Source organism: Aliidiomarina maris, assembly GCF_003987335.1.
Classification (GTDB): domain Bacteria; phylum Pseudomonadota; class Gammaproteobacteria; order Enterobacterales; family Alteromonadaceae; genus Aliidiomarina; species Aliidiomarina maris.
Genome location: NZ_PIPK01000006.1, coordinates 99813 through 114467, shown reverse-complemented (window position 1 = coordinate 114467; position 14655 = coordinate 99813). Strand labels below are relative to the sequence as shown.

At 52.8% G+C, this 14655-nt stretch carries 11 protein-coding genes and 1 pseudogene; 7 read left to right on the top strand and 5 right to left on the bottom strand.

Annotated features, from left to right (window positions below):
* The first annotated feature begins 9 nt into the window (after positions 1-9).
* Genes CWE07_RS08140 through CWE07_RS08130 form a run of 3 tightly spaced genes read left to right on the top strand, consistent with a single transcriptional unit; the run spans position 10 to position 3845 of the window.
* Positions 10-1356, top strand: coding sequence for a PDDEXK-like family protein (locus CWE07_RS08140; protein WP_111569405.1), 1347 nt, complete (start codon positions 10-12; stop codon positions 1354-1356).
* A complete protein-coding gene (locus tag CWE07_RS08135) occupies positions 1353-1688 on the top strand; it encodes a hypothetical protein (protein WP_111569404.1) in 336 nt (111 codons plus the stop codon). Before CWE07_RS08140 ends, CWE07_RS08135 begins: the two co-directional genes overlap by 4 nt.
* Before the next feature lie 57 nt (positions 1689-1745).
* Positions 1746-3845: a GmrSD restriction endonuclease domain-containing protein gene (locus CWE07_RS08130; protein ID WP_023011905.1), complete on the top strand. Its 2100-nt coding sequence runs from the start codon at positions 1746-1748 to the stop codon at positions 3843-3845.
* A gap of 272 nt (positions 3846-4117) precedes the next feature.
* Here the strand turns inward: CWE07_RS08130 and CWE07_RS08125 are convergent, their stop codons facing one another.
* Positions 4118-5071, bottom strand: coding sequence for a GlxA family transcriptional regulator (locus tag CWE07_RS08125; RefSeq protein WP_111569403.1), 954 nt, complete (start codon positions 5069-5071; stop codon positions 4118-4120).
* Between the two features lie 144 nt (positions 5072-5215).
* Here CWE07_RS08125 and CWE07_RS08120 point away from each other — a divergent pair, with 144 nt between their 5' ends.
* From CWE07_RS08120 to cueR, 4 genes are all read left to right on the top strand, one after another.
* Positions 5216-6094 carry an MBL fold metallo-hydrolase gene (locus CWE07_RS08120; RefSeq protein ID WP_111569402.1) on the top strand — a complete coding sequence of 293 codons (879 nt, stop codon included), beginning with the start codon at positions 5216-5218 and terminating at the stop codon, positions 6092-6094.
* Positions 6095-6137: 43 nt separating this feature from the next.
* Positions 6138-6689 (top strand): cysteine hydrolase family protein, encoded by a 552-nt coding sequence (locus CWE07_RS08115; RefSeq protein WP_111569401.1) that lies wholly within the window; start codon positions 6138-6140, stop codon positions 6687-6689.
* Between the two features lie 180 nt (positions 6690-6869).
* Positions 6870-9395: a heavy metal translocating P-type ATPase gene (locus CWE07_RS08110; protein ID WP_241974100.1), complete on the top strand. Its 2526-nt coding sequence runs from the start codon at positions 6870-6872 to the stop codon at positions 9393-9395.
* 55 nt (positions 9396-9450) lie between these two features.
* Complete coding sequence (gene cueR, locus CWE07_RS08105) at positions 9451-9948, top strand: Cu(I)-responsive transcriptional regulator (protein WP_111569400.1); 498 nt, start codon at positions 9451-9453, stop codon at positions 9946-9948.
* Here the strand turns inward: cueR and CWE07_RS14515 are convergent.
* The 4 genes and pseudogenes from CWE07_RS14515 to yidC all read right to left on the bottom strand — a co-directional run.
* Positions 9940-10408 (bottom strand): annotated as a pseudogene (locus CWE07_RS14515) (site-specific integrase); the annotation flags it as partial. The gene cueR and the pseudogene CWE07_RS14515 overlap by 9 nt on opposite strands.
* A 213-nt stretch (positions 10409-10621) precedes the next feature.
* Entirely contained in the window at positions 10622-12004 is a 1383-nt protein-coding gene (mnmE, locus tag CWE07_RS08095) for a tRNA uridine-5-carboxymethylaminomethyl(34) synthesis GTPase MnmE (protein WP_111569399.1), read from the bottom strand.
* 102 nt (positions 12005-12106) lie between these two features.
* Positions 12107-12832 carry a hypothetical protein gene (locus tag CWE07_RS08090; RefSeq protein WP_111569398.1) on the bottom strand — a complete coding sequence of 242 codons (726 nt, stop codon included), beginning with the start codon at positions 12830-12832 and terminating at the stop codon, positions 12107-12109.
* A gap of 111 nt (positions 12833-12943) precedes the next feature.
* Entirely contained in the window at positions 12944-14653 is a 1710-nt protein-coding gene (yidC, locus tag CWE07_RS08085) for a membrane protein insertase YidC (RefSeq protein ID WP_111569397.1), read from the bottom strand.
* Between the last annotated feature and the right edge of the window lie 2 nt (positions 14654-14655).

Below are 14655 nucleotides of genomic sequence, written 5' to 3'. Positions count from 1 at the left end.
GCAGGCGAAATGGAATCATGGGAAGAACTCTTCGCTGCGCTGGAAGCGTTTGACGAGGAACAAGCAGAACAAACACGAAAGGGATTGAATGACTTCAATCTGCTCAGCTCGGTTCTGTCAGTCAATGATGAAGTCCGGCTTCATACCCGGTTTATCTATGCTCTGCTGAATCCGAAGGGGAAGCATTATCAGGGAACGCGATTTCTTGAACTCTTCCTGGAGGCTATCGGACGACAGGATTGGCTGGATCCGACATCTGTATCCGTGCTGAAAGAACATTGTCCGAATGGCCAGGGAGATCAGATTGACCTGTGGATAACTGATGGTAAACGTCAGATCGTTGTCGAAAACAAACTCAATGCGCAGGACCAGCCCCGGCAGGTTGCGCGTTACCTTGAGGTGATTAATGCCACGGATCCGGCACAGGCAGACGAGACGCTGTTTATTTACCTGACTAAAAATCGACAGGCCCCCTCTGCCTTTGGTTTGGGTGGGTTAACGGTTTGTCACCGGACATCCCGTTTGCTCAACACCAACAGCCAACCGGTCGCTCACTATCAAAATCTCAGTTACCGGAAAAATACCCAACAAGACAGTATTCATACTTGGCTTGAGTCATGCGTCAACGCTGTCGACCGGCAATCTCACATCGCTTGGGCGTTGCTGGATTATCAGGCAGTGGTAGAACGGGCAACGAAGGAGTATGTGAGCAAGGTGAAAACGCTAAAAGACATTCTCGAAGAGGGCATTGCCGAGGGAAAGCGACACCACGAGCAGGCAATCCAGTTGACCAGAGAATTACCTGCCATACACGCAAGTTGGCTTGAACAAGCATTAACAAGCAATCTCGAAGAGCTATTCGAGCCGTTTGTCAGTAAAGGTGACATGACCAGGATTGGGCCGGAAAACGTAGAGTTGTTGAGCCCCTTCGTCTATACCGCTTTTCAAGATAATGCTGCCAGCCTCCTGTACGCGCCTAGATTTAATTTTTTCCGAGCGGGTAATGGGACGCGTAACCGTGGCGCTTTCTATCGACTGGAGACCGGGCCATGGGCCAAAGAGGCGGTTCTTATGCTGTTTTACGGCTCCAAGATGCTCCATGTGGGCTGCCTGCTGACAGAGCATGCTGATCGCTCTATAGAGGGCCTGATGCCGACTCTGAAGCTTTCAGAGCCTGCTGCACTGAAAAGCAAGATATTTCCTCGGGTTATGACATACGCCGAAGCCCTTGAATACCAAGGCATCATCCACCTTGCCGACTTTTCTAACAGCCCACAACGGGGCGTTCTGGACGAGCTTTTAACAGGCTTGAGTTGTGCTGACAGCACGACTCTATCAGGAGGAAACGAGATATGAGCTACGACGCTAACTTCGATCAAACCCGACTAGACCAACTGGCGGAACAGTACCTGGCAGATAATCGAGCAGAAGGGGAAGTGTTTTTTCTGAGTGATTCCGATGATAACCGCCTCGATCATGCTCGTTGGCGGTTCGAGGAGGCTGATCACGATTTATTGAAGGATTCCGGCTTCAAAATGCATTTGATGGAGCTGCTGGACACCTTGCTGGTGTATCGCGCCAAACACGATAAACCGAACGCTAGCCAGGGCGTTGTGAAAATACGCGGTAACGACATAACAATCGAGTGGTTACCCAAAAGCGAGTTTGAAGAGCTGCGGGCCGTGTAATCAGGCTAAAACAAACGTTGAATAGTAGTAACAGAACAAAAAAGGATAGTGCCCGTTATGAAAGCGACAGAAGCCAAGTTGCTCGACTTCCTGAAGAAGTCGCCACAATTTGTCATTCCGATCTACCAGAGAACGTACTCTTGGTCTGAACAGCAATGTCGTCAACTGTGGGACGACATCATGCGAGCCGGTACCAACGATGGCATATCAGCACATTTCATCGGCTCGGTGGTCTACATCGAGAAGGGGCTTTATCAGGTATCCAGTCAATCACCACTGTTGGTCATTGATGGGCAACAGCGACTGACTACCACCATGCTGATTCTTGAGGCGCTATCTCGACACCTTGGGGACACAGAACCTTTGGAGGGGTTTTCGGCTAAGAAGCTGCGCAATTACTACCTGCTTAACCCGTTGGAAGAGGGTGAGCGAGCGTACAAACTGCTATTGACTCAGACGGACAAAGAGAGCCTTCTGGCGTTGGTCACGCAGAAGCCGTTACCTGATGACGGTTCTCTTCGAATCCAGGAAAACTTCGAGTTCTTCAACAGCCAAATTGAGCGGCTTAACGGGGAACTGGAAACCCTCTGCCGGGGCCTTTCAAAGCTCATCATCGTTGATATTGCGCTGAGCCGAGACCAGGATAACCCGCAACTCATTTTTGAGAGCATGAATTCCACAGGAAAAGCTCTGAGCCAGGCTGACCTGATCCGGAACTATGTGCTGATGGGACTGGAGCCGGAGCATCAAACTCGGCTCTATCGCGATCATTGGCGTCCGATGGAGGTGGAATTCGGGCAAGAAGGCTATGGCGTTTACTTTGACAGCTTCATGCGCCACTACCTCACGGTTAAAACCGGCGAAATTCCACGGTTAGATGAGGTATACGAGGCTTTCAAACAGCATTCACGTCGCGCCGAAGTGGCGAGTGCTGGTGTCGATTTATTGGTTGCTGAAATACATGCTTTCGCTCGGTATTTTTGTGCGATGGCATTGGGGAAAGAAACAGATAAACAGTTAGGAATGGCATTTAAGGATCTGCGGGAACTCAAAGTTGATGTGGCCTATCCGTTCCTGCTGGAGCTTTACCATGATTACCAACAGGACAATCTGTCCCGAGATGACTTTCATAGCGCTATTCGGCTGATTGAGGCTTATGTGTTCCGTCGTGCCGTTTGTGCCATCCCCACAAACTCGCTGAACAAGACCTTTGCCACTTTTCACAAATCATTGCAGAAGAACCGTTACCTGGAGAGCATCAAGGCTCACCTACTTAGCTTGAAGTCATACCGGCGTTTTCCGAATGACGAAGAGTTCAAAAGGGAACTGGCAGTACGCGATTTATACAATTTCCGCAGCCGTAGCTACTGGTTACGCCGCATGGAAAACTTTGAGCGCAAGGAACGGGTTCCGGTCGACGAATACACGATCGAACACATCATGCCGCAGAATGAAAACCTGCCCTCTGGTTGGAGAGATGAACTAGGCTCGGAATGGAAGCGTGTGCATGAAACCTGGCTGCATACACTGGGTAACCTGACTCTTACGGGCTACAACTCAGAGTACAGCGACCGAGCGTTCATCGAGAAGCGTGATATGCAGGGCGGATTCAAACAAAGCCCTCTACGGCTCAACGAGGGCCTGGGAGCTGTAGAAGCATGGAATGAGGACTCAATTAAGAGTCGGGCCGCCAAGCTGGCCCAGCAAGCGGTGCGGGTTTGGGCGGCTCCGGTATTGCCGGACGAGATCCTCGATACCTACCGCAACGTGGCCGTCAAACCAGAAGCCTACAACCTTGAGGATCACCCTCAACTGGCAAACGGGAGCCCAATGCGCGCTCTATTTGAGCAGCTTCGAAAGGAAGTCCTGGCGCTCGACCCGAGCGTCACTGAAGAGGTCCTCAAGCTCTATATAGCGTTCAAAGCCGAAACGAATTTTGTCGATGTGGTCCCGCAAAAGACCCGTTTGCGACTGTCTCTGAATATGCCGTTTCACGAGTTGAGCGATCCGAAAGGGATGGCTCGTGACGTGACCAACCTCGGACGTTGGGGAAACGGCGATGTGGAAGTAGGGTTAAGTGAGGAATCTGAGCTGGCCTATGTAATGGGGCTCATTCGACAGGCGTTCGAAAAGCAGATGGGGAACGATGCTGATTGAGCAGTGGGAACAGCGCCCCGGCAACTGGGGCGGAAAGTAGTGGCTGGATGATCACATGAGCGAGAGTTCTCCAACAGCGGTCAGGGACTCTCCTGGAGGACTTTCCAATCGCTACACATACCTATCTGATTTGGATAACTTTGAGCTCATTCCATGCGATCTAATAGGTCGCCTCTTGGAAATATGATCAGCGCATATACTATTAATCTGGATAAGTTGTTGTCGAAATCACAGTGCGTGAGTGTTCCAAATCAGATGGAAATGGCGCGCACTTAGTCGGCATCCCCGAACGTCTTGCGCCAGTCTCGCGGACTAACATGATGCCGCTGTTTGAAGTGCTGTCGGAAAGAAGTAGCTGTATGAAAGCCAACTCTTTCCGCTATGGCTTCAACAGACAGCGATGTTGTTTCCAGTAGCTCACGCCCTTGCCTTAATCGCTCACTCACCAACCACTCCAACACCGGCATGCCGGTAGCTTTTTGAAAATGACGTGTGAAGGTGCGTCGGCTCATAGCGGTACGGGAGGCAAGCTCATCAATGGTGTGGGTGTCGGCCAGGTTTTCCCGCAGGTAATCTAGAAGCCGGTTGATGTGGGCATCCTGGGTGGAGATCGCGACGGGTTGTTCAATAAACTGAGCCTGACCTCCTTCCCGATGAGGCGGAACCACCATGAGTCGGGCAATCGTATTGGCCGTCTTGGCGCCATAGTATTCACGCACGAGGAATAGGCAGCAATCCAGTCCCGCAGCCGTTCCTGCCGAAGTGACCAGCCGATCATCCTCAACGTAAAGGGCATTGGTATCGAGTTTTACCTTCGGGAAGCGCTGGAGAAAGTCCTGCTCAGCCAGCCAGTGGGTTGAAGCTCGTTTATTGTCCAGCAATCCCCCGTACGCTAGAGCATAGGTTCCATAACAAAGGCCGACCACATGCGCGCCGCGCTCATGGCAACGAGCAAGCGCCTCTGTTAATTCTGACGGTGGCGCCTCATTCAAGTCATGCCAGCCGGGCACCACGGCAATATCAACGTGATCCAGTAGCTCCAAACCTCCATCAGGCTCAATAGTCATTGCCCGCTCGGAATTCAGAGGCTGTCCTCCCGGTGCCACAATCACCAATTCGAACAACGGGCCATCAGGCAGGGTAATACTGAAAACCATGTAGGGCACCGAGAAATGGAAAGGACTGAATTGCGGGTGAAGGATAAGCCCAACTCTGGGTCGCCTCATGGTCATACTCCTTTGGTTCATCTGACCCGATAATAACCTACTGGCCCGATCTTTTCGATGATTGTCTTTCAGGTCAATATTTGTGGTGACGAAAACTACCTACACTCTACCCATCAACGAACACCCATTTGGAGGACAAACACCATGTTGATTAAAACCATCGCTAGCACACTGTTGCTGGCATCCGCTGCTTTTGTAGGCAGTGCTTTCGCGGAGTCTGGTTCAGGCACATTGACCCAGGAAATGCAGCATATTCGGAACGCCACAATAAAGGTTACCTACGGTGAAACCACGTTTCTGATAGATCCCATGTTGGCAGATAAAGGAACCTATCCTGGCTTTGAGAACACTTACCGCAGTGAGCTGCGCAATCCTTTGGTTGAGCTGCCCATGGCGGCAGAAGATGTGATTGAGGGCACTGATGCTGTGATCGTGACCCATACCCACCTGGACCACTGGGACGACGCGGCCCAAAAACTGTTGCCGAAGGATATTCCTCTGTTCGTTCAGAACGCCGCTGATGCTGAAACGCTTGGTTCGCAAGGCTTCAAGAACGTGCGCATTCTGGATGACAGTGCGGAATTTGGTGGCGTGACACTCCACAAAACCGGCGGCCAGCACGGTTCCGATAATCTTTATGCCGTTCCCGAGCTGGCCAAGTCTTTAGGCGAGGTGATGGGCGTTGTTTTCGAGGCAGAGGGGCAAAGAACAACCTATGTTGTGGGCGATACCGTATGGCGCGATGAAGTTATGCAGTCACTGGACCGTTACCGCCCCGACGTAATTGTGCTGAACACTGGTGCTGCCGAAGTAACCGGTTTTGAGGGCGATCCGATCATCATGGGCAAAGAGGACACCTTGCGGGTTCACCGTGCCGCACCGGAAGCGACTATCGTTGCCGTGCACATGGATGCGGTTAACCACATGACTCTCAGTCGCGAGGGACTGGCGGATTTTGTGCAAAACGCGGGAATTGAAGAGCATGTTTTGATTCCGGCGGATGGCGAAATTATTTCTTTTTAATTCAAACACATCCGGAACACATTACCGAGAAAGGAGCAATCAAATGAGCAAAAGGGCCATTATTGTTGTTGATATCCAAAATGAATATTTTTCATCTGGCAAACTGCCATTGGTGAATATAGAGCAGGCTGCGGCCAATGCTGCACGAGTCATACAGATGGCTCGTCAGAACAAGGACCTTCTGATTCATGTCCACCATGAGTTTCCCGATCCGAATGCGCCGCTATTCACATCGGGCAGCGATGGCGTCGAGATTCACGAATCCGTCGCACCTGATGGCGATGAGCCGGTAATTCTGAAGAATTACCCCAACTCGTTTCTGAATACCAACCTGAAAGAGCTGCTGGATACCAACAGTGTTGAGGAAGTGGTGGTGATTGGTGCCATGAGCCACATGTGCATTGAAGCGACTAGCCGCGCCGCTTCAGACTTTGGATATAAGGTTACAGTTGTCGAGGATGCCTGCGCCACAATGGATGTGGAATTCAATGGTGTGAAAGTGCCTGCGGCACAAGTTCATGCCACTGCTATGGCAGCTCTCGAGTTCGCCTACGGTACCATTACTTCAACCAAAGAGTATCTGAACGGCGCGTGAGGGCGCCTGCACCGCCGAGCGTTAGTAACCACCGATACAGGCCATATATCTTCGGGCCTTCTCGGTGTACTAAGACAAGTCATACCGACCTCTCAGCAGAAAAATTTATTCTTGACCTTCCCACTATGGGAAGGTTTATCTTTCCTGTATATCATCTTGAGATGCGTATAGAGGAGATAAATGATGGACATCCAGGTCAAACAGAGACCGCCGGCTGCGACGGTAATAAGTCTACCGATCAAAGGTATGAGTTGTGCGTCCTGCGTCGGGCGTGTGGAGACAGAACTCAGGAAAGTTGAGGGTGTTGGCGAAGTGGCGGTGAATCTCGCTACCGAGCGTGCTGATATTCGCTCTACTGAGCTGCTCGACCGCGGATTACTCGTCGAGGCGATAGAGAAAGCGGGCTATTCAGTACCTGAGGCAACCATCGAGCTTGCCATTGAAGGTATGACCTGCGCGTCCTGCGTTGGCCGAGTGGAGCGGGCCTTGAAGGCCGTCCCGGGGGTTACCGCGGCGACCGTCAATCTCGCTACCGAACGGGCGAGCGTTCGTGGCAGCATGGGCTCCGAGACCCTCGTTGCGGCAGTGGTTGGCGCCGGCTATAACGCCCGGCCGATTGATCAGTCCGGAGTGGATGCCGACGCGACGGAGACCCGAAAGGATGCCGAAAAGGCGGGCCTCAAGCGAGATCTGACCATTGCAGCAGTGTTGACGCTGCCCCTCTTCGTGATTGAGATGGGAGCTCATTTCATCCCCGGCGTTCACCAGTTTGTGGCGAACAAGATTGGCATGCAGGTGAGCTGGTATATCCAGTTCGTGCTGGCCAGTCTGGTTCTATTTGGACCGGGCCTGCGATTCTTTACACAGGGTATACCGTCTCTCCTGCGCGGCGCTCCGGACATGAACTCGCTGGTGGTGCTAGGGACCTCGGCCGCTTGGGGGTATTCGGTCATCGCAACCTTCTTCTCCGGCGTCCTGCCGTCCGGCACTGCAAATATCTACTACGAAACGGCTGCCGTGATCATTACGCTGATCCTACTGGGCCGTTTTCTTGAAGCCCGCGCCAAAGGACGGACATCGCAGGCCATCAAGCGGCTGGTGGGCTTGCAAGCCAGGACGGCGCGTGTACGGCGCGATGGCCAGTCAGTCGATATAGCCATCGGCGAGGTTCAGCCGGGCGACCTTGTAGAGGTGCGCCCCGGCGAGCGCATACCGGTCGATGGCGATGTGGTTGAGGGGAAAAGCTACATTGATGAATCGATGATCACAGGTGAACCAATTCCAGTGGCAAAAGCGCCGGGCAGCCCGGTTGTCGGCGGCACAGTTAACCAGAAGGGGGCTCTCGTTGTCACCGCTACGGCGGTGGGTGGCGCGACTGTGCTCTCACAGATCATTCGCATGGTCGAGCAGGCCCAGGGCTCGAAGCTGCCCATCCAGACGCTGGTGGATAAAGTCACCTTGTGGTTTGTGCCTGCCGTGATCGGCGCGGCTTTCCTCACCTTCCTCACGTGGCTCTTCTTCGGCCCATCTCCAGCGCTGACATTCGCGTTGGTCAACGCAGTGGCGGTGCTGATTATTGCGTGCCCGTGCGCCATGGGACTGGCGACGCCCACCTCGATCATGGTGGGCACCGGGCGAGGCGCCGAAATGGGTGTACTGTTCCGCAAAGGTGAGGCCCTTCAAATTCTGAAGGATGCCAGGGTGGCCGCGGTTGATAAAACCGGCACGCTGACCGATGGCAGGCCAGCGCTCACCGACCTGGTGATTGCCGAGGGTTTTGAGCGAGACGAGGTACTGGCCCGGATCGCAGCGGTGGAGGCTAAATCCGAACATCCAATTGCCCGTGCAATCGTTGAGGCGGCCGAAGCAGATAGCCTTATGCTTCCTGCGATTACCAACTTTGAATCCATCACCGGATTTGGTGTCGCGGCGGAGATAGAGGGCGTAGTCGTCGAGATCGGCGCCGACCGTTACATGGACAAACTCGGTCTTGATATTGTGCCCTTTGCCGAAGCGGCCTCACGTCTTGGTGACGAAGGTAAAACCCCGCTTTATGCGGCCATCGACGGGAAACTGGCGGCTATTATTGCGGTTGCCGATCCCATCAAAGAGGGAACGCCGGAAGCGATCGCCGCGCTGCATGCGCTCGGCCTCAAGGTCGCGATGATCACAGGCGACAACCAGCGTACGGCCAAGGCGATTGCCCGCAAGCTAGGTATCGACGAGGTGGTGGCCGAAGTCTTGCCCGAGGGCAAGGTCGAGGCGGTCAAGGCACTCAAGGCCGAGCATGGCAAGCTCGCTTTCGTCGGCGACGGCATCAACGACGCCCCGGCGCTGGCTGAGGCCGATGTCGGCATCGCCATCGGCACCGGCACCGATATTGCCATTGAAGCGGCAGATGTGGTGCTTATGTCCGGAAGCCTGAAAGGTGTGCCAAACGCCATCGCGCTTTCCCAGGGTACTATTCGTAATATCAAGCAGAACCTGTTCTGGGCCTTTGCTTACAACACTGCGCTGATCCCGGTGGCAGCAGGCATTCTCTACCCGGCCTTCGGCATGCTGCTCGCGCCGGTGTTCGCCGCAGGAGCCATGGCGCTGTCGTCGGTGTTTGTACTCGGGAATGCCCTGAGGTTGCGTCATTTTCGCGTCCCCATGGCGGTGGACGACAGGCCGCACCAGCGGGTGGACGTTGCACAAGCGAAATGAGTACAGCCGAGCCTGCCGCCGTGCTGGCTCGACACTATCTGGAGAGGAGTGGGTAATGAATATCGGGAAGGCAGCGGCGGCATCAGGCGTTTCGGCGAAGATGATCCGCTATTATGAATCGATTGGCTTGATACCGGAAGCTTTGCGGACCGAAGCCGGATACCGGGATTACACCGGTAAGGACGTGCAAACACTACGTTTCATCCGGCGCGCACGGGATCTCGACTTCTCGGTGGAGCAGATGAATGAGCTGGTCGCGCTCTGGCGCGACCGGAGCCGGACGAGTGCCGACGTCAAAAGTCTTGCACTTGAACATGTGGCAGAACTTGAACGTAAGGCCCGCGAACTACAGGAGATGAGCCGGGCACTCACGCACCTGGCAGAAAATTGCCAAGGCGATGCTCGGCCAGACTGCCCGATTATCAGCGGTCTGGCCGGAGATGGTGTAGAGGAGGAGGAATTGGAAAGTAAAAGGGAGCTTATTCCTCCCCGCTTTGGAGCTATTGGGATTGAACCAAATCCTGCGCAACGTCGCGAAAGAAAGAAGCGCTGAGTCTGGAAGATCCAGGTATTGCAATGAGTTCCCGGCGTTCACCAGCTTCTTCTGCCGAAAAATGATGCGGTAGTGGCCATCGGCGAATTCCTCTATCTCATCCCAGACCAGCTTGTGGATGTCTGACCAGCGAAGGCCTGTGGTGCAGGAGAACAGGAAAGCCCGCCGCAGCACGTCATAACGGCATTCGGCTTTGGTTAGAGCCCTTACCTCTTCCAGGGTCAAGTAAGTGCGTTTCGTGTTTTCCGGCTTGATGGACTTGACCTGTTGAACCGGGTTGTCGCGGACAATGCCATCCCGATAGGCTTGGTTGAATCCAGATCGAATGGTTGGATTTGCTCCCGGAAGCCTTCTCGTCGGTCAACTGGTCGAAGTAATCGAAGAAGCTGGCAGACAGCTTGGTCCGATCACCCAATCCATGTCGTGACGACTCGATTTCCAACAGCCGCTTTGCCCGTATGGCTTCAGCCTTCTGGTTCGCGTTTCTGGATAGTGATTTTCATGTTTTGCTCCTTTTGTGCTCCGAGTGCTCCGAAAACTTATACTCGGAGCACACACGGAGCAAGAGGGGGCAAAACGGATCAAATTGCCTGCAAAGAAATAGAATAAATTTCTTTATAAAACAATGACTTATTTTAATTTGGCTGGATGCTTTTCGATCTTTTTGGCCGTTTCACTTGCCGATACAAAACGAGCTGAAGATCTTACCTAGCAGGTCGTCGCTGGTGAATTCACCGGTGATCTCGTTTAAATGCTGCTGGGTTAGACGTAGCTCTTCAGCCAATATTTCACCTGCTACATGCATCTCTAGCTGGTCTTTGCCTGATAGTAAGTGCTCACGTGCTTTATCCAGTGCGGTGAGGTGTCGGCGCCGCGCCATAAAGCCGCCTTCCATCTGATCATTAAAACCCATGCAGGCCTTCAAATGTTGGCGCAATAGTTCGATGCCCTGGCCAGTTTTGGCCGACAGGTTGAGTACGGGGGTGTCACCGTGTTCGGTGATACTCGCGTTTTGCTGATTTAAGTCGGCTTTATTGCGTATCACGGTGTAGGGAATATGCGCGGGTAAACGCTTAAAGAACTCCGGCCATATTTGGAACGGGTCAATAGCGTCGGTTTCGGTGCTATCCAGCATAAATAACACACGGTCTGCTTGCTCAATTTCCTGCCAGGCCCGTTCAATTCCGATTTGCTCGACCTTATCGGGACTTTCGCGCAGCCCTGCGGTGTCAATAATGTGCAGCGGCATACCATCAATTTGAATATGTTCACGCAGCACATCGCGGGTGGTGCCCGCAATTTCGGTGACAATGGCTGATTCTCGCCCTGCTAAAGCGTTGAGCAAGCTTGATTTGCCTGCATTGGGGCGTCCTGCGATGACCACGCGCATGCCTTCGCGTAGTAATGCGCCTTGACGCGCTTCACGCTGCACTTGCTCTAAATTATCAATAATTGCGGCTAGGTCGCCGGCGACTTTGCCGTCGCTGAGAAAATCAATTTCTTCGTCGGGAAAATCGATAGCGGCTTCCACATACATGCGTAAACGAATCACGGCATCGACGAGGACGTCGATACGGTGTGAAAACTCACCTTGTAAGCTTTGTAATGCCATGCGCGCGGCTTGTTCAGACGTGGTGTCAATTAAGTCGGCAATCGCTTCAGCTTGGGCAAGGTCAAGCTTGTCGTTCATAAAGGCGCGTTCGCTGAATTCACCCGGGCGTGCCATGCGCACGTTAGGTAAGCGCAACACTTCGCGAATGATCATGTCGATGACAACGGGACCACCATGACCTTGCAGCTCCAATACGTCTTCGCCCGTAAATGAATTTGGGCCTTGGAAAAATAGCGCAATGCCTTGGTCGAGGGTTTGCCCTTGGTGGTCTTTAAATGGCCCATAGTGGGCATAACGCGGTTTTGGGCACTGACCTAATAGTGCGTTGGCCACTTGCTCTGCTGCAGGCCCACTAATGCGTACAATGCCCACACCCCCTTTACCCGGCGGAGTGGCTTGCGCCACGATACTGTCGTTTGAAAATTCGTCGGTTTGAGTTTGCATGCTATCTAAACTTTATCGGTTGGGTGTAGGCAAGTTGAATAGGCTGCATTATCGGTGTTTCCAGCCTTGGCGTCCATGCCTGTGTGTCTTGCGAACCCTTGGCTAGTCGTCTGTATCGTTTGCTTCCGTGCTGCTTTGGCTGCGAATCACCAGTACCCGATAACTATCATCTAAGGGCTGGCCAGCAAATTGGTAGCGTAAGCCCTCTTCATTTTGATTGATGGTCTGCAACGCCTGCAGAATTTGTGCAGGCTGAAGGCTATCGGGGTTTTGCTGACTTACATCAAGCTGACAGATGCTGCTGCGGCACTCCAACCCAGCAATACTCAGTGCCTGCGTAGCGGGGCTCGTCGCAAGGGCGTCGCGGATCAGCGCGCGACTCGGGTCGGCCCAGTAGGGGTCAACGGATTGCATCGAGAATTCACGCTGACGGGCATCAAAATCATTGGTCATTGCTGCGCCCAGCTGGGCGTAGTCAACGCTTTGCATTGAGCGTGTAGAAGTGTCTGCCGCCGCCTCTGTAGGTGTTTCCATCTGATTAACCGGTGGGTTCTGGCTACTTGCAGGTGCACTGCTGGTGATAGATGCTGGCTGCTGCTGGCGCTCGAAGCGGGTGGCCAGCTCAGTAAATTGCTGCTCGGTTTGGCTGTGTAAGCGCTCAATGTGCGCATTCAATACGTCTTGTTGGCGCTCAAGTTCGGTGCTGAGCTCTTCACGTGTCAATGGCGCAGTGTGCTGCTGGCGCTCTACAAATAGCAGCGTAAGCAGCACCGCAATGACAAGTATGTAAAACATATGCATGAATTTAGCAGTTCGTGAACGTGGCATGTGGCGTAGCTCCAGCTAGTGACAGATTAAACTCATCTCATATGACTTTATCAGTTTATGCCGAGAATACAAAAAACCCAGCCGAAGCTGGGTTTTCTTAGTGAATGGATGTTATTTAGTCACTTTCGGTGTTTTTGGCTTTTTCTGCTTAAAGCCATTTTTCTCGATTTGACGATATATCCACAACATCTGAGCAATCGAAATCAAGTTACTGGTTAGCCAGTAAAGTACTAAGCCCGATGGGAAGAACAAGAAGAACACCGTGAAAATAATCGGCATTAACTGCATGATCTTCTTCTGCATTGGGTCAGTGATAGGGGTTGGTTGCAAGTGCTGCATCAACCACATTGACGCACCCATCAATAACGGCAGAATGAAGTACGGGTCGCGGCTAGACAGGTCAGTAATCCACAGCGCGAAGTCAGCGTGACGGAATTCTGCCGACTCGAGCAGTACCCAGTACAAGGTTAAGAAGATAGGCAACTGCAGCAGCATCGGTAAACAGCCGCCAAGCGGGTTCACACGCTCTTCCTGGTAAAGCTTCATCATGGCGGCCGAGAGTTTCTGGCGGTCGTCACCAAACTTCTCTTTAAGCGCTTTCATTTTCGGCGCTACCATGCGCATTTTCGCCATCGAGGTGTACTGTGCTTTGGTCAGTGGGTAAAGTACCAACTTCACAATTAAGGTCACCAAAATAATGACCACACCCCAGTTGCCGACCAGTCCGAAAATAAACTGCATCAGGCTAAATAGTGGAATTGCTAACCACCACATGAAGCCGTAATCGACAGTCAGGTTGAGGTTATTGGCCAATGCGCCTAAGCGGTCTTGGTCTTTCGGGCCTAAGAATAATGTGCTTTGCAGTTGTCCAGTTGCGCCTGGTTCCACTTGAATGGTGCGGCTGGTAAAGCCAATTAAGGCCTCGTTATTTGGCGCTTGCATGGTGTACAGCACGTTTTGCTCAAGCTGGTTTGGTACCCACGCAGTAACGAAATAATGCTCCAGCATTGCGACCCAGCCACCAGTGGTGGTGCGTTGCAAGTTGCGGTCCTGAATTTTACCGAAGCTATATTTTTCGTAACGCGTGTCTTGAGTTGAAAACGCGGCGCCACGGTAGGTCGGCATAAACATACTACCTGACGCATCGACCATGGTTTGACGTAACTGGCCATACATGGCAACACGCTTTGATGCATCAGAGTGGTTGACGATGTCATAGCGCACGTCGACGGCGTAATCGCCACGACGGAAAATGTAGGTCTTAATGAACTCAACACCATCTGACTCACGCACGTAGGTTAACGGCACTTCAAGCACATCGGCGCTGCCGATATAAAAATTGCTTTGTGTGGCGCTAAAGGTCGGGCGTGGGTTGGTGGCATCGTCGGTACCATCACGGCCGACTAAACCACTTTGGGCCGTGTAGGTGTGGCCTGGTAAGCGATGCAAAATATGGAAGCGCTCAGATTCACCTTGGCGTTCAGCAAATTCAAGCAGGCGTGCATCGACCAAGTCGCCGCCGGTTAAATCAATTTGAATGTCCATGACGTCAGTAACAACGCGAATGGTATCACCAGATTCAAGGTCGGTACTGGTTGGTACGTTAGCTGACGAACTTGGGCTCGCGCTTGACACTGCACCGTCGGCACCTGGCACCACGTTTTGAGAATCTTCCACGCTCGGCAGAATATTCGTGGGTTCTGGCGCACTCGCTGCGTCCACACCTGGCGTGCTGGCGGCGTCGCGAATCTGCCATTGCTGGAACATAAAGAAACTTAAGACCAGCAAAGCAATAATTAATAAAGAACGTTGCGAATTCATAA

Excerpts from the sequence above, each read along its gene's own strand:
- yidC (WP_111569397.1), bottom strand. The coding sequence starts at position 14,653 with ATGAATTCGCAACGTTCTTTATTAATTATTGCTTTGCTGGTCTTAAGT.
- CWE07_RS08130 (WP_023011905.1), top strand. The coding sequence starts at position 1,746 with ATGAAAGCGACAGAAGCCAAGTTGCTCGACTTCCTGAAGAAGTCGCCA.
- CWE07_RS08140 (WP_111569405.1), top strand. The coding sequence starts at position 10 with ATGGAATCATGGGAAGAACTCTTCGCTGCGCTGGAAGCGTTTGACGAG.
- CWE07_RS08090 (WP_111569398.1), bottom strand. The coding sequence starts at position 12,832 with ATGCCACGTTCACGAACTGCTAAATTCATGCATATGTTTTACATACTT.
- CWE07_RS08125 (WP_111569403.1), bottom strand. The coding sequence starts at position 5,071 with ATGAGGCGACCCAGAGTTGGGCTTATCCTTCACCCGCAATTCAGTCCT.
- cueR (WP_111569400.1), top strand. The coding sequence starts at position 9,451 with ATGAATATCGGGAAGGCAGCGGCGGCATCAGGCGTTTCGGCGAAGATG.
- mnmE (WP_111569399.1), bottom strand. The coding sequence starts at position 12,004 with ATGCAAACTCAAACCGACGAATTTTCAAACGACAGTATCGTGGCGCAA.
- CWE07_RS08115 (WP_111569401.1), top strand. The coding sequence starts at position 6,138 with ATGAGCAAAAGGGCCATTATTGTTGTTGATATCCAAAATGAATATTTT.
- CWE07_RS08135 (WP_111569404.1), top strand. The coding sequence starts at position 1,353 with ATGAGCTACGACGCTAACTTCGATCAAACCCGACTAGACCAACTGGCG.
- CWE07_RS08120 (WP_111569402.1), top strand. The coding sequence starts at position 5,216 with ATGTTGATTAAAACCATCGCTAGCACACTGTTGCTGGCATCCGCTGCT.
- CWE07_RS08110 (WP_241974100.1), top strand. The coding sequence starts at position 6,870 with ATGATGGACATCCAGGTCAAACAGAGACCGCCGGCTGCGACGGTAATA.